The organism is Paludibaculum fermentans (genome assembly GCF_015277775.1).
Taxonomy (GTDB): Bacteria; Acidobacteriota; Terriglobia; order Bryobacterales; family Bryobacteraceae; genus Paludibaculum; species Paludibaculum fermentans.
Genome location: NZ_CP063849.1, coordinates 5,653,716 through 5,670,775, shown reverse-complemented (window position 1 = coordinate 5,670,775; position 17,060 = coordinate 5,653,716). Strand labels below are relative to the sequence as shown.

The window sequence follows — 17,060 nt, the reverse complement described above, 5'->3', positions numbered from 1 at the left end:
GTGAGTTCAACAAACTCAGATCCGGCCGCGACCTTCGAGTCCCATCGCCGCCGGCTCCTCGGCCTCGGCTACCGGATGCTCGGATCGATGGCTGACGCCGAGGATGCGGTGCAGGAGACCTACCTGCGCTGGCATGCGGCCGATCGCGGCAAAGTGTCAGATCCACGGGCATTTCTTATGAGCATCACAACAAGGATTTGTCTCGACATCCTGACCTCGGCGCGCGCACGGCACGAGGAATATGTAGGTCCATGGTTGCCGGAGCCGGTTTTGGACACGGCCGCTCTCCTGCCCGACAGACGCACGGAACTGGCTGAGGATTTATCCATCGCGTTGCTTTTGACGCTTGATCGGTTGTCGCCGCTTGAGCGCGCAGCCTTCCTGTTGCATGACGTGTTCGATTTCTCCTTCACCGAAGTGGCCAGCACCTTGGAGCGAAGCGAGGCCGCGTGCCGGAAGCTGGCAACCCGCGCTCGCACGCACGTCCGGACCTTGCGGCCACGCGGCACGGGCGCGCCGCCGGAACCCGTGGGCGGGATCGATGCGAAGCACGTGCGGCTCATCTCGGCATTCTCAGCGGCAACCCAGTCTGGCGATCTCAATGCATTGACGCAGTTGCTAGCCAGCGACGTCCGCATCGTGACGGACGGCGGTGGCAAACCGGCAGCGGCCCTGACCAACGCCAACCGGCACGGGGGCGGCCACGAGATCACCGGCGCCGATCGCGCGCTGCGATTCCTGGTGGGCGCCACGCGGGAGCGCCTCAATCCGGAGTGGCGCAAGGATGTCAGGTTTCGCTTTGCACTTGTCAATGGATTGCCTGGCGTTATCGTGGAGGCACCCGAAGGCCCGGTTCAGGCTGCGGCGTTCGAGATTGAGGGTGAGGTCATTCGGGCGCTGTATGTGGTGCACAATCCAGATAAGTTGCGCCACCTGGTGCGTGCGCTTGCCGTGGCTGGCGCCGGTTAGGCCGCTCCTCGCGCCGCCGCGAGTGCCTTCTTCAGAATCGTGATCTGGCCCGCATGGTAAACGTCGTGTTGAGGCGCTCCGCAGAACTGGGTATAAGCCGAATACTCAGAGCCGAGCGCTTGCGAAAGGCGTTCCGCTGGGAAAGTGCGCACGGCGCTCTGGAGCTGCTGATTCAGTTCCTCCAAGGTGCGCTGGCTCTCAAGCCAGGCCTCCGAACTCAACGCCGGCACGGGAGGCCACCCTTCCACCAGCGAAAACTGCGCATCCTCGCCGCGAACCCGCCGCAGAACCAACCTGTATCCTGCGGTCATGTGAAGAACAATTTCCCAAATGCTATGAGCGCCTGCGATCGGGTGGGCCGCGGCGTCCTCGGCCGAAACACCCGCCAGCACCTCAAGCACCGAGGGCCCATGCCAGGACTCGCCGCGAAAGGCTCGACGGATCTGATCTGCCATCACTTCCACTTCGAGAGTCATTCATTGTCCTCCTGCCATAAGGCCGCCTGGGCATGGCGCATCGGCGAATCCGCTCGCCAGCGTAGCTCTCGCATCCGACCCCTGCTAAAGACGTCGCAGCGCAACAACGCCGTCTCCACCCGGTCTTTCGATTAGGCCAACAACAGCCTGCGCACGTCGCCTTCTGGATCGTTGATCATCCGGCAATTGCTGTCGAACACCATCGTCCGCCCGGTCGCCGGCTCGAACGGCTCCCACTTCAATCCGGGCTGGCTCGGATTGCCCGTCCTGGCGAAATTCGCCCAGGCCGTTGCCATTTTTCTTGCAAGTGCCTGGGCATCCGGCCCATTGCCGGTCCCTTGATCGCAGCGCCTGGTATTGTCGAAGCAGAACGCCAGCTCCGCCGTGTGCCAGGCGCCCGCATCCTCCAGCATCGGCGACTGCCATGTGAAGTACCACGCATAGGCGGCCGCGCCCTTCTGGTTGTACTTCATGGTTGCCATTCGAGTAACGTTGTTGCGCATGTTCAGGCTGTTCAACCCCGAGCCGCTGCACATATAGGAAAGCGTGCGGATGCTCTTCTCCGGGTGTGCCTTCTTCAGCCCCTCTACCAGCGACTTGGCCTTGACGTCCCCATAGGCCTTGGTGAGATTGGCTAGCCACTGGCTCTCCGTTGGCCGCGAGGACATGATGTTCCCCTCCTCGCTGACCGAGCCGAACAGCAGCGGTACGTTCTTTGAAATCTCCGGAGCGGCATCGTAGAAAGACCGCATGGTGATGAGGCGCCCGTCGACCGTCGGCCCTGGACCTACCCGCGGTCTGGCAGTGCCCGGCGCTGGAGTCGGCCCACCAGCGCCAATGGCCGGATTCATCCGGGCCGCGACAGCATTGCTGACCTCATTGAGCTTCGCCCACTCGATCTTCTGCAGCGCGGAGATGTCCTTCACGCCCAACTCCGCGATCACCTGTTTGGCATACTCTTTTGACTCCTCGGCACTCGGAGGATTGCCGCCCCCGCCCGACTGCGCCGACGCCCGGTGGATCAGGCCCTCCGCAGAGGGCATCCCGAGGAGCGTGGTCACCTTGGATCCCCCGCCGGACTGGCCGTAGATCATGACGCAGCTTGGATCGCCACCGAAATTGGCGATATTGTCGCGCACCCATTGCAGCGCTGCCACTAGGTCCGTCATCCCGACGTTCACGGAGTCGGCATAAGCCGGCCCGCCGATCGACGACACGTCGAGGAATCCGAGCACGTTGAGGCGGTGGTTGACTGTCACCGAGACGACGTCGTAATGCCGGGCCATCTGCGCCCCGTCCTGGGAGGCGAGTTCATAGGCCGAACCGAAAGTGAAGCCGCCGCCATGCAGGTAGACCATCACCGGCCGCTTGCCGCTCAAGCTGGAGGTCCAGATGTTGAGCTTGAGCATGTCCTCGCTCTGCCAGCCATCCGTCCACTGGAAAAGGAAAGTCTGTTCGCTCGTCCAGCTGTGCAGGCGTTGCGGGCAGTTTGCGCCATAGATCAAGGCCGGATACTCGCCGTCCCACGACTTGGGCGCCTTGGCCGGAAGCCATCGGTTCTCGCCGCCTGTGTCGGCGCCGTATGGGACGCCCTTAAAGGTCAGCACGCCGTCTTCCACATAGCCGCGCACCTTCCCGTACTGCGTTTTCGCAACTGCCGACCGCGGCGTACTGCAGCTTGCACTCGCGGTAGTGGCCGCTTTGACTTCCGAAACCGAAGTTGCGCCCGTCAGCGCGACCACACCCGAGGTAGCCGACAGAAGCGCCTGGCGGCGGTTGAATCCGAAACCTTTATTAGAAGGCGACATGAGATCTCTCTCTCCTCGCTAAAGGGCAGCAGGCCGTCTTTGCGTTCGCCCGCGCCCTCCGGCACGGCTCAGTATATAACCAACCGCTGACCTGCTGAACGAGGGGCCGGGCGCATCGTAGGCTTAGACGGACATTTGGGAACGGAGAGCGGCACTTCCTCAACTCGAGCAGTGGACTGTGTGTGGGTTAGCCGCCCCATCTACCCCTCACGATTGCGGCCCTACGAGTTGACTCCGCGCAGATGCCGGTGGTCAGCCGGGGTCGCTACGCGGCGCGGGTTGCTCCTTGCCTCACAGAACCTCAAACAGCCCGGCCGCGCCCATGCCGCCGCCCACGCACATCGTCACCACCACATAGCGGACGTTTCGCCGACGCCCCTCGATCAGCGCATGGCCCACCAGGCGATTGCCCGACATGCCGTACGGATGGCCAATTGAGATCGCGCCGCCGTTGACGTTCAACCGCTCGCCGGGAATGCCGAGACGATCGCGGCAATAGATCACCTGCACGGCGAAGGCTTCATTCAACTCCCACAGTCCGATGTCCTCCATTGTGAGGTCGAAGCGCTTGAGGAGTTTCGGCACGGCAAACACCGGCCCGATGCCCATCTCATCCGGTTCGGTACCGGCTACCGCCATGCCACAGTACCGGCCCAGCGGCCGCAAGCCGCGGGAAGCCGCCAGGCGCGCCTCCATCACCACACAGGCCGAGGCTCCGTCCGATAACTGGCTGGCGTTGCCCGCCGTAATGCACCCGTCCGGACGCACCGGCTTCAATGCCGCGAGCCCCTCCAGTGTGGTGCCGGGACGGTTGCCTTCGTCGCGGTGCAGCACGGTCTCTTCCAGCGAAGCCGCGCCGGTGGCCTTGTCCGTCACCAGTTTGTTCGCTCGTACCGCCACGATCTCCTGGTCGAAGCGGCCGGCCTCCTGGGCCTCCGCCGTACGGCGCTGCGACTCGCAGGCATAGACATCCTGCTGCTCGCGCGAAATGCCGTAGCGCCGGGCCACCACCTCGGCCGTGTCGATCATCGGCATGTAGATATCCGGGTGCAACGCGAGCAGGGCCGGATCGGAGCCGGCCCGGAACTGCTCGGTCTGCACCAGCGAGATGGAGTCCACACCACCCGCCACCACGACATCCATGCGGTCCATCACCACCTGTTTCGATGCCATGGAGACGCTCATCAGCCCCGAAGAGCATTGCCGGTCGACCGTCTGGCCGGCGACGGCGACCGGCAGGCCGGCGGTGAGGGCGGCGGTCCGGCCGATGGTGTGTTGCAGGCCCTGGGGCATCGCGCACCCGAGAATGCAGTCCTCAATCTCGCCAGGGTCGACCTGGGCGCGCTCCACTGCGGCGCGAATCGCGTGAGCAGCCAGCGTGGGCGCCGGAGTCGCATTGAATGCCCCCCGGTAGGCGCGGCCAATGGGGGTTCGCGCAACGGAAACGATCACGGCTTCACGGCTCACTTCAGGCGCCCTCCCCATCCGCCGGGACAGGCCCGGCCTTCTTCAACTCGATCTCTGACTGGACCAGGCCGTAGCCCGGCACGATCTCGCCTCCCCGATCGGTCACTGCCCCCCACCGCGCCACCAGCTCTTCAGCCGGCGGCGGATCACCGGCGACGTGGATGCCCTTCGTCAGGGTGATGTTCGCCACTTCGAAGCTGCCTGCGCCCGCGCACAGGATCGTTCGCGTCGGCGCGCTCTCCGCCACCAGCGCAAGCAGGCCGGGAGCCACGAGTTCGGGCCGTATCCGCGTCAGTTGGTCTTCGGGCAGGATGCCCTGGGTCATCTGCGTGGCAGCCGTCGGCGCGATGCAGTTGACATGGATTCCATACTTGGCCCCCTCCAGTGCGAGGGTCTGCATCAGGCCCACCAGCGCGAGTTTCGCCGCGCTGTAGTTCGACTGCCCAAAGCTGCCGTAGAGTCCCGACGAGGACGTGGTCATGACGATGCGGCCATACTTCTGTTCGCGCATCGCCTCCCAGACCGCCTTGGTGCAGTGCACTGAGCCCATCAGGTGAACGTCGACCACCAGGCGGAAGTCCTCAAGGGTCATTTTGGCGAAGGACTTGTCCCGCAGCAGGCCGGCGTTGTTGACGAGGATATCGACCCGGCCCCACTCCTTCAGGGTCCGTTGCACCATCCCTTGGACAGCCTCGGCCTCGGTCACTGAGCAGGGCGCCGCGCTCGCCTGTCCGCCCGCCTCCACAATCTCCCGCGCTACCAGTTCAGCGGCGTCGCCGAGATCGTTGACCACCACGCGCGCGCCGCGTTCGGCCAGCAACCGGGCGTAGCAGCGGCCCAGCCCACCGCCCGCTCCGGTGACGATGGCGACACGATCCTTCAGCTCGATCATCTGGACCTCCCGCGCGGCAAGATCTTCACTAACGACAGAATGAGTATTGCATGACGAGGCAAGTTGGGCAATACTGAACTCTCCAACCTGCCATGTACCACCGCACCGCCTCCGCGCCTGCCCGCACAATCTCTGCCGCCGAAGCCGCATCCCTGGTGAAATCGGGATTCTGGCTGGACTATGGCGCGTGTCTCGGCCAACCGGATGTCTTTGACCGCGCGTTGGCGGCTCGCGTCTTGGAGTTGACCGGTGTGAGCTTCCGCTCCAGCCTCGCTCCCCGGCCGCGCGCGGTGGTGGAGAGCGATCCGGAAGGGGCGCATTTCCACTGGTTCAGTTGGCACTTCACGGCCTGGGAGCGGGCCAGGTCCGACGCCGGCGTCTGCTACCACATGCCGCCCAACCTGGGCGAACTGCACGACTACTATCGGCGCTTCCTCGATCCCATCGACATCGTCGTCCTCAAGGTGCGACCGGCGGGACCTGACGGCTTCTTCAGCTTCGGTCCGACGAATACGTGGCACCGGGCCCTGGTGGAGCGCGCCAGGACGCTGATCGTCGAAACGTCCTCCGCGGTCCCCTTCGTTCACGGGGTGGACAACGGAGTCCATATCAGTGAGGTCGATTACATCGTCGAGGGGGACAATGCGCCACTGCCGGAGTTGAAGAGCCCGCCCGTGACCGAGATCGATCGCGCCATTGCACGCACCATCGCGGCCGAGGTCGAGGATGGCGCCTGCCTCCAGATCGGCATCGGCGGCATGCCTAACGCGGTTTGTTCCCTGCTACGGGATTCGGGCGCCAAAGACCTGGGCATCCACACCGAGATGCTCACAGACTCGCTGATGGAGCTGTACCGGGCAGGCGTCGCCAACGGCGCACGCAAGAACCTGGATCGTGGAAAGGCCGTGTTTACCTTTGGCTGGGGTTCCCAATCGATGTACGACGCCATCGACGGCAATCCCGACATGCTGTGCTGCGGGACCGAACACACCAACCTGCCCCACATCATCATGCAGAACGACCGCGTCTGCTCCATCAACAGCACGACGCAGATGGACCTGCAGGGACAGGCTGCCTCGGAATCGGACGGCCATCGCCACATCTCCGGCACCGGCGGCCAGCTTCAATACGCGCGTGGCGCTTATGCCTCGCGGGGCGGCAAGTCGTTCATGTGCCTGCCCTCGGTCTTCGAGAAGAGCGGCACGCGCAGGAGCCGCATCGTCATGGAGCTCACGCCGGGCAACATCGTCACCACGCCGCGGACGGACATCATGTACGTGGTGACTGAGCACGGCATGGTGAACCTGAAGGGCAAGTCCGTGCCGGATCGCGCCCGCGCCATGATCTCGCTGGCGCATCCGGACTTTCGCGAGGATCTGGAGCGCCAGGCCTTTGAGAACCGGTTGATCCCGCGGGCGCTGTATCCCGCCTTACGGGGAACTTGATCGCTGCCGGTGGTCAATGGGACCCTGAGGGAATGAAGGTTGGACGTGATGCCGGCCGGTGCTAGCGAGAAGCGCCCCAGCCGCACAAAGGCACAGCAGCGGGCCGAGAGTCTGGAGCAGATCCTGGATGCCGCCGAGTATCTGTTTTCGAGGAACGGCTTCCACGGTGTGACTCTGCGCGATGTGGCCGAACGCGTGGGCATCCACACGACGCTGCTGCATTACTACTTCCGCGACAAGCACCATCTGTTCGACGCGGTCTTCAAACGCCGGGCCGGCGCCACCTGCGAACGGCGCATGGCCGCGCTGGAGCGCTACGAGCAGGAAGCCGGCGATCACCCCACCGTGGAAGGCGCGCTGCACGCCTTTCTCGACACGGATCTGGACCTCTACTACGATGGCGGCGAATCCTGGATGAACTACGGTGCGTTTGTCGCGCGCGTCAGTAACAGCCAGGAGGGAGCGGCCATGATGGCGGTTCACTTCGACCCCGTCGTACTGCGGCTCATCGGCATTCTGAAACGCGCCCTGCCGGACTACAGTGAACAGGAGCTCTTCTGGGGCTACCACTTCGTCACCGGCGCACTGATGAACACACTGGCGCGCACCGGACGCATCGATCGTCTGTCGGGCGGACTGTGCAAGTCTGAGGATTTTCCGGCGGTGAAGCTGCGCCTGGCCCGCTTCATGGCCGCGGGCTTCCTAGCCTTGAAGGGCTGACTCCGTTACTGGCACTCCGCCGTCTGCGCCGGCAGTTTGGGCGACCACAGCCCGGCATTCCAATTCCACGGCGTGAGTCCTTCCGCGCGGCGCCTGCACACCACCTGCTCATTCAGCTCATACATGCCCGGCAGTAAGTGTTCCGCGGCATGCGGAGCATCAGTGAACGACAGGTACGCGCCCGCGGCATTGAACTGCGGCCAGCCGGGCTGCTTCGCGGCGGCCGGGCGGCCGGTGCGCGCGAACGTGCTCCAGTAGCTCATCATTGCGTCGGAGAGGCCGGTCTCCACCGGGGTCGGCGGAATCTTCGGCCAGTTCTGCGGAGTGCCGTCAAAGGTCCCGAACACGAACGGCAGTTCACTCGCGTGGAAGGCGTGCAGGCCCGCCGAGTCGGTGGCCGGGTAGCCGTGGTCAAAGAAGTAGAGGAACGCCGGCACTCCGAGCGCGGTGTGCTTCCTGGCCAGGCGCTGCGCGGTCCAGCCGTAGAGCGCGTCGCGCGTGGTGGCCAGGATGCTCTCCTCCAGGTTGGTCGCCGGATAGAGACGCAGGAATTCGCTGGCGAGATCGGCGTAGTGCTCGCGGATGGCCCCTTCGTAAACGGCGGCATCGGCGGGTGCAGGCGGAGCGAGACTTCTCAGGGACCGGATTTCGCCGCTGTTGAAGCCGGCCAGCAGCGGCACGCGCGCCTGCTCCCCACGGTCGAACACGTCCACCAACTGGCGCTTCAGGACGTGTCCGTCGATCGCGCCCCACGGACCAAACCCGGCCGCCGGCGCTTTGGCGCTCAGTTCGGCGCCATCCATCGCACGCAAGGCGGCGAGGTTCGTGGCGTGCAGAGCGGCGGCGAGGCGCGTCCCGCTCTCCTCGGCGGAGGGCAACCCGAAGCGGCCCGTCTTCAGCTCGGGCGTCGTGATCATGTACGCACTCTCGGCGATCGCCTTCGAAAACAGGCCCTGTGCCGCGGGCGAGGCCATCAGGTACAGGATGCTGAGGGCGCCCGCCGATTCCCCCGCCAGGGTGACGTTCCCAGCATCGCCGCCGAACGCGCCGATGTTGCGCCGCACCCAACGGAGCGCCTCGATCTGGTCCAGCAAACCGTAGTTGCCTGAAACTCCATCCGCCGATTCGGCGCTCAGTTCCGGATGCGCCAGCCAGCCCAGCACGCCCAGACGGTAGTTGACGCTGACCACGACGAGCCCGCGCTCAGCCAGTCGCGCGCCGTTGTACATCTCCTCGCGGCTGGATCCGCCGGTGAGGGAGCCGCCGTGGATCCAGAGGAAGACCGGCGCACGCCGGGCATTGGCGGGCGTCCAGATGTTCAACGTCAGGCAATCCTCGCTCATCGGCATCGGATCGCGCGCATAGATGTTCGAGAGCTTGGCCTGTGGCTGGTGGCAGGCCGGTCCGAACTCCGCCGCGTTCCTGACGCCCGTCCAGCGGGGCATGGCGATCGGGGGCTTCCAGCGCGCCGCTCCCACCGGAGGCATCGCGTAAGGGATCCCTTTGAAGACGCGCACCTGGCCTTCCAGCCGGCCTTGCAGTTTGCCGGCGGGAGGGTGCGCGGTCACCGCATCCGCCCCGTACGCCAGGGCGGCGAAGAACAGGCACACGGAAGCAGCACGAGGAATCATGGGGCAGTTTCTCCGGAAGCAGCACTCTCTCTTCGAAGCACGCGGGCCAGCATCAGGAACAGAAACACGGCGACGAGATAGAACGGCGTGAGGGCGTAGAGGGCAATCTGCAGCGAGTTCTGCGGATGCGTGGCACGAAAGAACTGGCTGATGCTGCCCACATAGGTGGGGCCCAGCCCGAGCCCGATGAAGTTCATCACCAGCAGCAGCAATGCGCCCGACATGACGCGCTGATCCGCGCGCACCTGCTCCTGGACCAGCGTCACCATCGCCGAGAGATAGAAGTAGTTCAGGAAGATCGTGACGGCCAGCAGGGGGAGGGCGAGGCGCCAGGCGGGCGCCCAGACGAACGCGAGATACCACGGGATCGCCAGGCTTAGCGATATGGCGGGAGCCAGGGCGTAGGCCAGTTTCGTGCGCCGCGCAAACCGGTCGATGATGCGGCCGCAGACGAACATGCTGGCCCCCATGGCGATCACGACGGTCAACGAGTACCAGACGGCGACTTCCCGCAGGGTCATGCCTTTTTCGCGCATCAGAAAAAGGACGGAGAAGTTGCTGAGTCCATAGGTGACCAGTTGGTTGGCGCCGGCGGCCAGCCCGGCGAGCAGCAGCGAACGCCGCGAGAAGAACAGCCGCAGGCTCTCCCCGAAGCTGGTCCGGGCGGAGGACAGCGGCCGGTTTGCGAGGCCATCCAGGGCGCCGCGGCGGGGTTCGTGGATCACGAACGGGATAGCGATGGCGGTGAGAACACCGGCGCCACCCAGGAAGAGGAAGGCATACCGCCAACTGTACGCGGCGGCGATGGAGGCGCCAAAGGCGATACCGAGTGCCGCGCCCAATGCCGGGCCGAAGTTGAACACCCCCAGCGCGGTGCCCCGGCGGCCGGTGGGAAAGTAGTCGCAGATGATGGAGTACGAGGGAGGCACCCCGCCCGCTTCGCCGAAGCCAACAGTCATATACCCAGCCACGAACTGGAGGTAGCTGCCGGCGGTGCCGCAAAACATGGTGGCCGCGCTCCACACCGCGCAGGCGGCCGTCAGCACCAGGGAGCGGTTGGTCCGGTCGGCGAGCCGCGCAACGGGCACCGAGATGCCGCAATAGAACAGGGCGAAATAGAGACCACCGATCAGGCCCAACTCGGCGTCGGAGACGTGCAGGCTCTCCTGGATCTTACTGGCCAGGATGGACGGAAGCTGTCGCGAGAGGAAATTCAGGACATAGACGAAGGTGAGCATGCCCAGCGCAATCCAGGCGCGTGATCCGGAAGTGGCACCCTCTGGCTGCATGGCTCAGGAAACGTTTATTGACTATTGCATGAGTGAATGTCTTCGGTCAACGAACAACCGCCCCTTGAGCCGCGAACGGAGCCGCGAACGTGAGTGAGCGGATAGCCACCGAAAGGCTCCACTCAGTACCGCAGCGCGCCCCATTGCCCGCCCGTCCTCCAAGCAGTCCCGCCTGGCCCGCTGTGCCGCAAACCGGACCAACCCGAAACGCACGCCGACCGAGAGGGAGGCGTCCCCTCCGCGTTGCGAACCGCGACTGGCAAGGAGTCCCCCATGGCCCCACGGGCAGCCAAAACAAATGAAGCCGCCCCCCATCCCCAGTCCCAGAGCGCCAGCGACGGGCTACCTTCGCGCCCTAAATGGAGTCCTAGTATGGCCCTCCGTGCCGCCGAACCGGGGAACAGCTCCGCGAAACCGAAACACGTGGGACGACGGCCCCCTGGTCGGCCACTCGGAGCCGCCACGCCCGAGTCGATCGCGTCAACCCGCCTAGGTCGCCCGGTCCTGCAGCATATTCAACAAACAACACAAGAGAGTCATCATTTAGCTCAGTCAGAATCCCAATGGAGGGGTGCCTGTGTCCCTGTCCGGCCAGTGCCCAACCCGCCCCCACGAAACCACCTCCACCACCCACCCGGCCCCCCCCACCCGCTCGACTTCTCCCCCATTTCCGCCCCTCCCCCAAAACCAGTTCCCAAGTTCGAAATTTATCATCGCTTTCGAATCAATCGGTTACGGGGAAGACCCCCCTACAGCCTTGGATCCTGCCTGTATAACGTTGCCCAAGGAGAACAACTATGCGGATTTTCAATACGAATACGGACGACATGGTACCCTCGCGCCATTTCCTGGCAACGACCGGCGCCGAGAATGCCCTTCTCCTCGGAGACGACTCGGCCAGCCTCATCACGTGCATCGAGGACCAAGCCCTCTTCGCGGAACTGCGGGACGACGTTCACCAACACTTCACCCCGGCCACCCGCTTCGAGCAGCACGTCGCTGACTCCATCGCCGAGGAACTCTGGCGCAAGGCCCGCTACTCGCTCCTCGAAAGCACAGCTCTCTCCGCCGCCATCGAGCGCGACTGGGATTCGGTGACAAAGGAGTGCCCCAACGCCGATCCCGCCTACCGCACCTACGCCGCCTTCCGCCAGTTCGGCCCCCGCGACACCGCCTGCGTCCGCGCCGGCCAGGACTTCGAGACCCGCTCCTGGCGCCGCCGCCGCGCCGACATCGCCGCCCTCCAGGCGTTGAGGAGCGAACCCCGCTGAGGCCCGGAGCAGGGAACTTCCGCCATGGCCAACCAACCCATCTCCGAGCGCCGCCTCGCCGCCAACCGCGCCAACGCCCAGAAATCGACCGGTCCCCGCACCGCCGAAGGCAAGCTCCGGGTCTCACAGAACGCCACCCGCCACAACCTCTACTCCGGCCCGCACCGCCTGCCGGAAGACATCGAAGCGCGCCTCTACCATCAGGCGCTGCAGCAGACGGCGGACATCGCCAACCCGAAGTTCAGAGCCCTCTTCGTCCACCGCCTGATCCTCCGGGGCCACGAGCGCCGCCTCTTCCAACTCGAAGGCAAGCTCTGGGCCGAAGCCCTCCGAGTCAACAACCAAGCCATCCCCCAAGCCGCGCTCTGGATCCGCGAGAACCAGGGCGAAGTAGTCCAGCCCCTGGGCCGCTACCACGCCTGGATCTGTGTCCGCATCCGGGCCATCCAAAGGTCCGCCTTCCCCTATCTGACCGGAGACGTCGCTCATCAGCAAGCCATCCCCGCCCGGGTCCACGCCCTCTTCGCCTCGGCCGCCGGTTCCACCAGGCCCATAGCGTTAACCGTGCAAGCCGGTGCAACCCACACGACACCAGTGAGGGCGGAAGACCAGGCCCCGGCGTCAGGCAACCGCCATTTCATTCTGCCGTCTCCGGGCCTCCAACTTTTCGGAAAGGGGCAACGCGCCTGCCGCCCCGTCCGCCCGGTCCCAGCCCCGAGTGTAAACGAGCGGATAGCCAACCGAAAGTCCCCAACCAACCACCCTCCAGCGCCGCCCGTATCCCAAGCGCCCACCGAGCCCCGCAACCCCAACACCACGAACTCCCCCGCGTACAGAGCCGCGACTAGAAGGAGCGGGGGAGCCACACCAAGCCCCCAACCATCCCCAAATCAAAGCATTACGCCCACCCCTGTCTCCTCCCCGGCCAACACGGCCCCACCCGAAACCCCGAAATCCACTCTCCACGAGGCATCAAACCCAACGTCGAAGCCCTCGCCCGTCCCAACTGCGGCCGCCGCCATCCAGCCAATGAGCCACCACGCCCAATCGAACCACCCCCGCCCGGACCAGCAATCCTCTCTGCCCGAGCGATCAAAGCCACAGCAAGCCCCTCCAACCAGCCAACTCACCTCAGTCGGAAGGAGGGCGCCCCCGCCCGGCTAACGAACGCAAACGAGCTTCGCCTGGCGAAGTTCCTCCAACCCCAGCGCAAGTCCACCCGAAACGGCTCACCCGTGCTGGGCGATCCTCATGCAGGGAGAACAGTCGCGGACCACGCCCCACGCGTGGCCCGCCATGGTCTTTGAAATTCGCATCTTGATTTCACCTCACGTGGATGCCCGGCACCCCGACTCAGCGGGTTGACCCAGGTCGGGTGAGTCTGTCGTTCAGTGTCGAGGAGCGTTCCTCCAACGGCGACAGATCCACCCCAGGAGGGCAAAATGCCCGCGGGTCGTGACAGAGGTGGCGGCCGTGCCCGTGCGGCCGCCCATACGCTCGACCCAACAGAAGATCGAGTCCGATGCGGCGGAGGGGTTCATGCCGGAATCGTGATCCAACGCCGCGAAGCTGGGATGGAGTCTGCGGTGGGCAAGCGCCTGGGGGAAGACCGACCTCGAGTCGACCCGCCGGCACCGCCCCCCGTCACCTGCTCCTGTCCCTTTGACTTGACCCAATCAATTCACTCGGTTACCCCTGGCACGAGCCTTGCACCTGTCGACTCCGGCACCCGGAACAAGGGTGTCGCCTTGTCAGGAACGAGATGGAAAGTATTGGTTTTTCCCAGGGAAAGGGGCACGATGAATAATCGTTTAGTTCAGAGGCGGCCTGCCGGGTAGTGGGCAGAAGCCTGCCTCATTCGGCGGTCGCTGCACGACGGCGGCCAATGCGGTCAGGCAGCTACAGCCTTCGCGGCGGTGGGGAATTGGAGTCCATCGATCTCCACTGGATCCACACCTTCTGGCGTTCAGCCGCGGGGCAGACGAAAACCTGGGGGATCAAAACAACCATGATCGACTCTCCTGATTTCCGCACCAAGAGACTCCCGCTCCACCATGGATTCGGCCAAATGCCCGCACTCGGCTTTGGCACCCTGATCCCGGATGCAGCCGGGACGATCAGCGCGACCAGGGACGCTCTGGACGCCGGATTCCGGCACTTCGATTGTGCGGAACGATACCGCAATGAGCGCGAGGTGGGCGAAGCGCTACAGGCAGGACTCGCCGCTGGGGGGATTGCCCGGGCAGACCTCTTCGTCACCACCAAACTGTGGAACACGAATCACAGGCCGGAGCGCGTCGCGCCCGCTTTCGAAGCGAGTCTGGCCCGGCTCGGGCTCACTTACCTGGATCTCTATCTCAGCCACACTCCCTTTGCCTTTCAACCAGGAGAGGAGCAGGACCCGCGCGACGCAGACGGCAACATCCTCTACGACCGCGGAGTAACTCTTCTCGATACCTGGCGGGCGATGGAGACTCTTGTGGACAGTGGCCGCTGCCGGGCCATCGGACTCTCTGACATCACCTTGGAAGGACTGCTGCCCCTCTACGAGTCAGCCAGAATCAAGCCTGCTGTGGTCCAGGTGGAAGCCCATCCCTATCTGCCGGAAACGGAGCTTCTGCAATTCTGCCGGCAGAACAACATCGTGTTCCTTGCCTTTGCGCCATTGGGCCACGGAATCCGGCCCGGGCCGCTGGAAGATCCGGTCGTTTCCGCAGTTGCCGCACGAGTGGGGAAGACGCCGGCTCAGGTTCTGTTGGCTTGGGCGGTGCAGCGCGGCACGGCTCTGCTGACCACCCCCAGAACCGCGGCCCGCGCGCGGGAGAACTTCGACATCGCCCCTCTTCCGGAGGACGCCATGGACGAAATCGCTCGAATTCAAACCCGGCAGAGATTCAATGAAGTGGTGCGGACTGGCAGCCCCGGCTTCATTCCCAAAGGTAGATGATCATGCAGGACGAGACGATCCGTGCGGCTCTGGATAGGCACTGGCAGGCGTCGGCGGTGGGCGATGCAAACGCCGAACACGAGATTTACGACGAAGATGCCGTCTGTGATTACCCTCAGTCCGGCGAACGGATTGTCGGGCGCGCCAATCTGCAGGCATTGCGGAGCCATCACCCGGGCAAGCCGTCTGGCTTCCATATTCACCGGATTCTCGGGCAAGGTGACCTCTGGGTCACGGAATACACAATCGACTACCAGGGGCGCTCAGCTTGCACAGTCAGCATCATGGAGTTCCGGGACGGCAAGGCCGTCCACGAGACACAGTATTTCGCTGATCCCTTCGAAGCGCCGGCCTGGCGCCATCAATGGGTTCAGCGGATGAAGTGACAGTCTGTACTTCTGAGTAGGAACAAGGCTCCAGGCGTGCTCTTGCAACGCCTGAAGCGGTAACCCAATTGCCCCTGTTGAAAGGAATCCAATCATGCGCCAGGACCTCGTCCCCGGAGCCGTTTTTCCCGACTACCAGTTGCCCGACCACACGGACATACCTCGCAAGCTCAGCAGACTCCAAGGCGATGATCCGTTGATCCTGACCCTGGCCCGCGGCCACTACTGCCCGAAGGAGCACCAGCAGCATCGGGATCTTGTCGCCTTCTATCCCAAGATCGCTGTTGGTTACACCAGGATCGTCACCATCTCCACCGATGATCACCACACACTTCAGGAGTTCCGCGCGTCGCTCGGCGCGCAGTGGAGCTTCCTCTCTGATCCCGGCAGAATCATTCAAAAGGACCTGGACATAGCGGAGTACACTGACCCCGAGCACAATCCGATGATTCCGCACACGTTCGTGCTCAAGCCGGGGCTCATCATCCACAGCATCTACAACGGCTATTGGTTCTGGGGCCGGCCTTCTGTCACCGACCTCTGGCACGACCTGCGCACCGTTTCCAGCGAGATCCGCCCAGACTGGGACTTGAGTGCCCCCGGACTCCGTGAGGCCTGGAACGCGGGCGACTTCTCGGCCTTTCATGGCTTGAACCGGGCTGCGAAGAAGGTGTAGTTCGGGTCCTACGCGACGCGGCCCGCAGTCGGATTGCGGGCCGCATGGGGTACACAGCTCTGCCGTATTGCCGTCAGCTCACCCCCGCGAGTGTGAGCGCATACCACTGCCGCGGATCGGTCCAAGTCCGGTCAACCGTGAAGCCGGCATCCTCCAACAGGGAATCGAGCGTCTCCTGCGTGAACTTGTAGCTGCTCTCGGTGTGGATGGTTTCAAGGGCTGCGAAGCGCAGGCTGAGTCCAGCGTCGGGGATCTCAACAGACTGGTCACACGTGCTCTCCAGGTGCATCTCGATGCGCGACGCCCGGCCATTCCACCGCGCACGGTGCCGGAAGCAGCCGGTATCGAAGTTCGCACCCAGTTCGCGGTTGAGGCGATGCAGCAGGTTCAGGTTGAACGCCGCGGTAACACCGGCTTCGTCGTCATACGCCCGCAGTAGGGTCGCCTCGTCTTTGACCAGGTCTGTGCCCAACAGCAACGCATCGCCGGCTCTGAGCTGAGACCTCAGATTGCGCAGGATCGTGCGGGCTTCCGCCGGCGGGAAATTCCCGATGCTCGAACCGATGTACATCGCCAGCGTAGTGCCATTGAATCGTTCGAGTCTCGGCGGGTGCGTGACATAGTTGGCCACCATGGGCTCCAATCGCACACCCGGGCACATGCAGCCGATACTGTCGCAGGCCGCCTCGAGCGCATCTGATGAAACATCCACCGGAAAATAGACCACTTGGCCACACAAGCGGATTGCGGCGCTCAACAGAATCCCGGTCTTGGCGGCCGTCCCCGCGCCCAGTTCCAGCAACCGCAAGGGCCGGGAGTAGTCAGCGCCGGTCGCCGTGACGATCGCTTCCGCATGACGCGCCAGAATGCCGCGCTCGGTCCGGGTGGGATAGTATTCCGGCAGCGTTGTGATGCATTCGAAGAGCCGTGAGCCCTCGCAATCGTAGAGCATCCACGGAACTAATGAACGCGGGCGTTTGCGCAGGCCGCGCAAAACCTCACCAATCAGCGCCTCGCGCGAGTCCAGCGGCGCCAGGCTGTTCGACTCGATGATCCGTAGATCGGTCGCGGTATCCATCGCTT

Annotated in this window: 15 protein-coding genes; 7 read left to right on the top strand and 8 right to left on the bottom strand. The window is 64.3% G+C overall.

From position 1 onward, the window contains the following. Positions 1–969, top strand: coding sequence for an RNA polymerase sigma factor SigJ (gene sigJ / locus IRI77_RS22310; protein ID WP_194447224.1), 969 nt, complete (start codon positions 1–3; stop codon positions 967–969). Here sigJ and IRI77_RS22305 read toward each other — a convergent pair. The 4 genes from IRI77_RS22305 to IRI77_RS22290 form a co-directional block, all read right to left on the bottom strand. Beyond that, a complete protein-coding gene (locus IRI77_RS22305) occupies positions 966–1,445 on the bottom strand; it encodes a DinB family protein (protein ID WP_194447223.1) in 480 nt (159 codons plus the stop codon). The two genes, sigJ and IRI77_RS22305, sit on opposite strands and share 4 nt — an antisense overlap. A gap of 131 nt (positions 1,446–1,576) precedes the next feature. After that, the gene (locus IRI77_RS22300; protein WP_194447222.1) at positions 1,577–3,253 is read right to left on the bottom strand and encodes a carboxylesterase/lipase family protein; all 1,677 of its coding nucleotides are present in this window, start codon (positions 3,251–3,253) and stop codon (positions 1,577–1,579) included. A 291-nt stretch (positions 3,254–3,544) separates the two neighbouring features. Further along, on the bottom strand, positions 3,545–4,720 hold the full coding sequence (locus IRI77_RS22295; RefSeq protein ID WP_228486259.1) for an acetyl-CoA C-acyltransferase: 1,176 nt from the start codon (positions 4,718–4,720) through the stop codon (positions 3,545–3,547). A 1-nt stretch (position 4,721) separates the two neighbouring features. Beyond that, positions 4,722–5,612 carry an SDR family NAD(P)-dependent oxidoreductase gene (locus IRI77_RS22290; protein ID WP_194447220.1) on the bottom strand — a complete coding sequence of 297 codons (891 nt, stop codon included), beginning with the start codon at positions 5,610–5,612 and terminating at the stop codon, positions 4,722–4,724. A 92-nt stretch (positions 5,613–5,704) separates the two neighbouring features. Between IRI77_RS22290 and IRI77_RS22285 the strand changes: the two genes are divergently transcribed. Both IRI77_RS22285 and IRI77_RS22280 read left to right on the top strand, forming a co-directional pair. Continuing rightward, positions 5,705–7,057: an acetyl-CoA hydrolase/transferase family protein gene (locus IRI77_RS22285; RefSeq protein ID WP_194447219.1), complete on the top strand. Its 1,353-nt coding sequence runs from the start codon at positions 5,705–5,707 to the stop codon at positions 7,055–7,057. Positions 7,058–7,105: 48 nt separating this feature from the next. Beyond that, positions 7,106–7,777, top strand: coding sequence for a TetR/AcrR family transcriptional regulator (locus IRI77_RS22280; RefSeq protein ID WP_194447218.1), 672 nt, complete (start codon positions 7,106–7,108; stop codon positions 7,775–7,777). 5 nt (positions 7,778–7,782) lie between these two features. Here the strand turns inward: IRI77_RS22280 and IRI77_RS22275 are convergent, their stop codons facing one another. Together IRI77_RS22275 and IRI77_RS22270 are read right to left on the bottom strand one after the other, a co-directional pair. Then, positions 7,783–9,408: a carboxylesterase/lipase family protein gene (locus tag IRI77_RS22275; RefSeq protein WP_194447217.1), complete on the bottom strand. Its 1,626-nt coding sequence runs from the start codon at positions 9,406–9,408 to the stop codon at positions 7,783–7,785. After that, positions 9,405–10,697, bottom strand: a complete 1,293-nt coding sequence (locus tag IRI77_RS22270; RefSeq protein ID WP_194447216.1) for a spinster family MFS transporter — start codon at positions 10,695–10,697, stop codon at positions 9,405–9,407. Before IRI77_RS22270 ends, IRI77_RS22275 begins: the two co-directional genes overlap by 4 nt. Positions 10,698–11,494: 797 nt before the next feature. On the opposite strand from IRI77_RS22270, the gene IRI77_RS22265 reads away from it, so the two are divergent. After that, complete coding sequence (locus IRI77_RS22265; protein ID WP_194447215.1) at positions 11,495–11,968, top strand: hypothetical protein; 474 nt, start codon at positions 11,495–11,497, stop codon at positions 11,966–11,968. A gap of 123 nt (positions 11,969–12,091) precedes the next feature. Here the strand turns inward: IRI77_RS22265 and IRI77_RS22260 are convergent, their stop codons facing one another. Then, positions 12,092–12,457 (bottom strand): hypothetical protein, encoded by a 366-nt coding sequence (locus IRI77_RS22260; RefSeq protein ID WP_194447214.1) that lies wholly within the window; start codon positions 12,455–12,457, stop codon positions 12,092–12,094. 1,519 nt (positions 12,458–13,976) lie between these two features. Between IRI77_RS22260 and IRI77_RS22255 the strand changes: the two genes are divergently transcribed. The 3 genes from IRI77_RS22255 to IRI77_RS22245 all read left to right on the top strand — a co-directional run bounded on the left by IRI77_RS22255 (position 13,977) and on the right by IRI77_RS22245 (position 15,977). After that, on the top strand, positions 13,977–14,915 hold the full coding sequence (locus IRI77_RS22255) for an aldo/keto reductase (protein WP_194453755.1): 939 nt from the start codon (positions 13,977–13,979) through the stop codon (positions 14,913–14,915). A gap of 2 nt (positions 14,916–14,917) precedes the next feature. Continuing rightward, complete coding sequence (locus tag IRI77_RS22250) at positions 14,918–15,301, top strand: nuclear transport factor 2 family protein (RefSeq protein WP_194447213.1); 384 nt, start codon at positions 14,918–14,920, stop codon at positions 15,299–15,301. A gap of 94 nt (positions 15,302–15,395) precedes the next feature. Next, positions 15,396–15,977 carry a redoxin domain-containing protein gene (locus IRI77_RS22245; RefSeq protein ID WP_194447212.1) on the top strand — a complete coding sequence of 194 codons (582 nt, stop codon included), beginning with the start codon at positions 15,396–15,398 and terminating at the stop codon, positions 15,975–15,977. Between the two features lie 73 nt (positions 15,978–16,050). Here the strand turns inward: IRI77_RS22245 and egtD are convergent, their stop codons facing one another. After that, a complete protein-coding gene (gene egtD, locus IRI77_RS22240; protein ID WP_194447211.1) occupies positions 16,051–17,055 on the bottom strand; it encodes an L-histidine N(alpha)-methyltransferase in 1,005 nt (334 codons plus the stop codon). Positions 17,056–17,060: the final 5 nt, after the last annotated feature.

Excerpts from the sequence above, each read along its gene's own strand:
- IRI77_RS22275 (WP_194447217.1), bottom strand. The coding sequence starts at position 9,408 with ATGATTCCTCGTGCTGCTTCCGTGTGCCTGTTCTTCGCCGCCCTGGCG.
- IRI77_RS22255 (WP_194453755.1), top strand. The coding sequence starts at position 13,977 with ATGATCGACTCTCCTGATTTCCGCACCAAGAGACTCCCGCTCCACCAT.
- IRI77_RS22305 (WP_194447223.1), bottom strand. The coding sequence starts at position 1,445 with ATGACTCTCGAAGTGGAAGTGATGGCAGATCAGATCCGTCGAGCCTTT.
- egtD (WP_194447211.1), bottom strand. The coding sequence starts at position 17,055 with ATGGATACCGCGACCGATCTACGGATCATCGAGTCGAACAGCCTGGCG.
- IRI77_RS22290 (WP_194447220.1), bottom strand. The coding sequence starts at position 5,612 with ATGATCGAGCTGAAGGATCGTGTCGCCATCGTCACCGGAGCGGGCGGT.
- IRI77_RS22245 (WP_194447212.1), top strand. The coding sequence starts at position 15,396 with ATGCGCCAGGACCTCGTCCCCGGAGCCGTTTTTCCCGACTACCAGTTG.
- IRI77_RS22300 (WP_194447222.1), bottom strand. The coding sequence starts at position 3,253 with ATGTCGCCTTCTAATAAAGGTTTCGGATTCAACCGCCGCCAGGCGCTT.
- IRI77_RS22250 (WP_194447213.1), top strand. The coding sequence starts at position 14,918 with ATGCAGGACGAGACGATCCGTGCGGCTCTGGATAGGCACTGGCAGGCG.
- IRI77_RS22265 (WP_194447215.1), top strand. The coding sequence starts at position 11,495 with ATGCGGATTTTCAATACGAATACGGACGACATGGTACCCTCGCGCCAT.
- IRI77_RS22285 (WP_194447219.1), top strand. The coding sequence starts at position 5,705 with ATGTACCACCGCACCGCCTCCGCGCCTGCCCGCACAATCTCTGCCGCC.
- IRI77_RS22260 (WP_194447214.1), bottom strand. The coding sequence starts at position 12,457 with ATGAGCGACGTCTCCGGTCAGATAGGGGAAGGCGGACCTTTGGATGGC.
- IRI77_RS22270 (WP_194447216.1), bottom strand. The coding sequence starts at position 10,697 with ATGCAGCCAGAGGGTGCCACTTCCGGATCACGCGCCTGGATTGCGCTG.
- IRI77_RS22280 (WP_194447218.1), top strand. The coding sequence starts at position 7,106 with ATGCCGGCCGGTGCTAGCGAGAAGCGCCCCAGCCGCACAAAGGCACAG.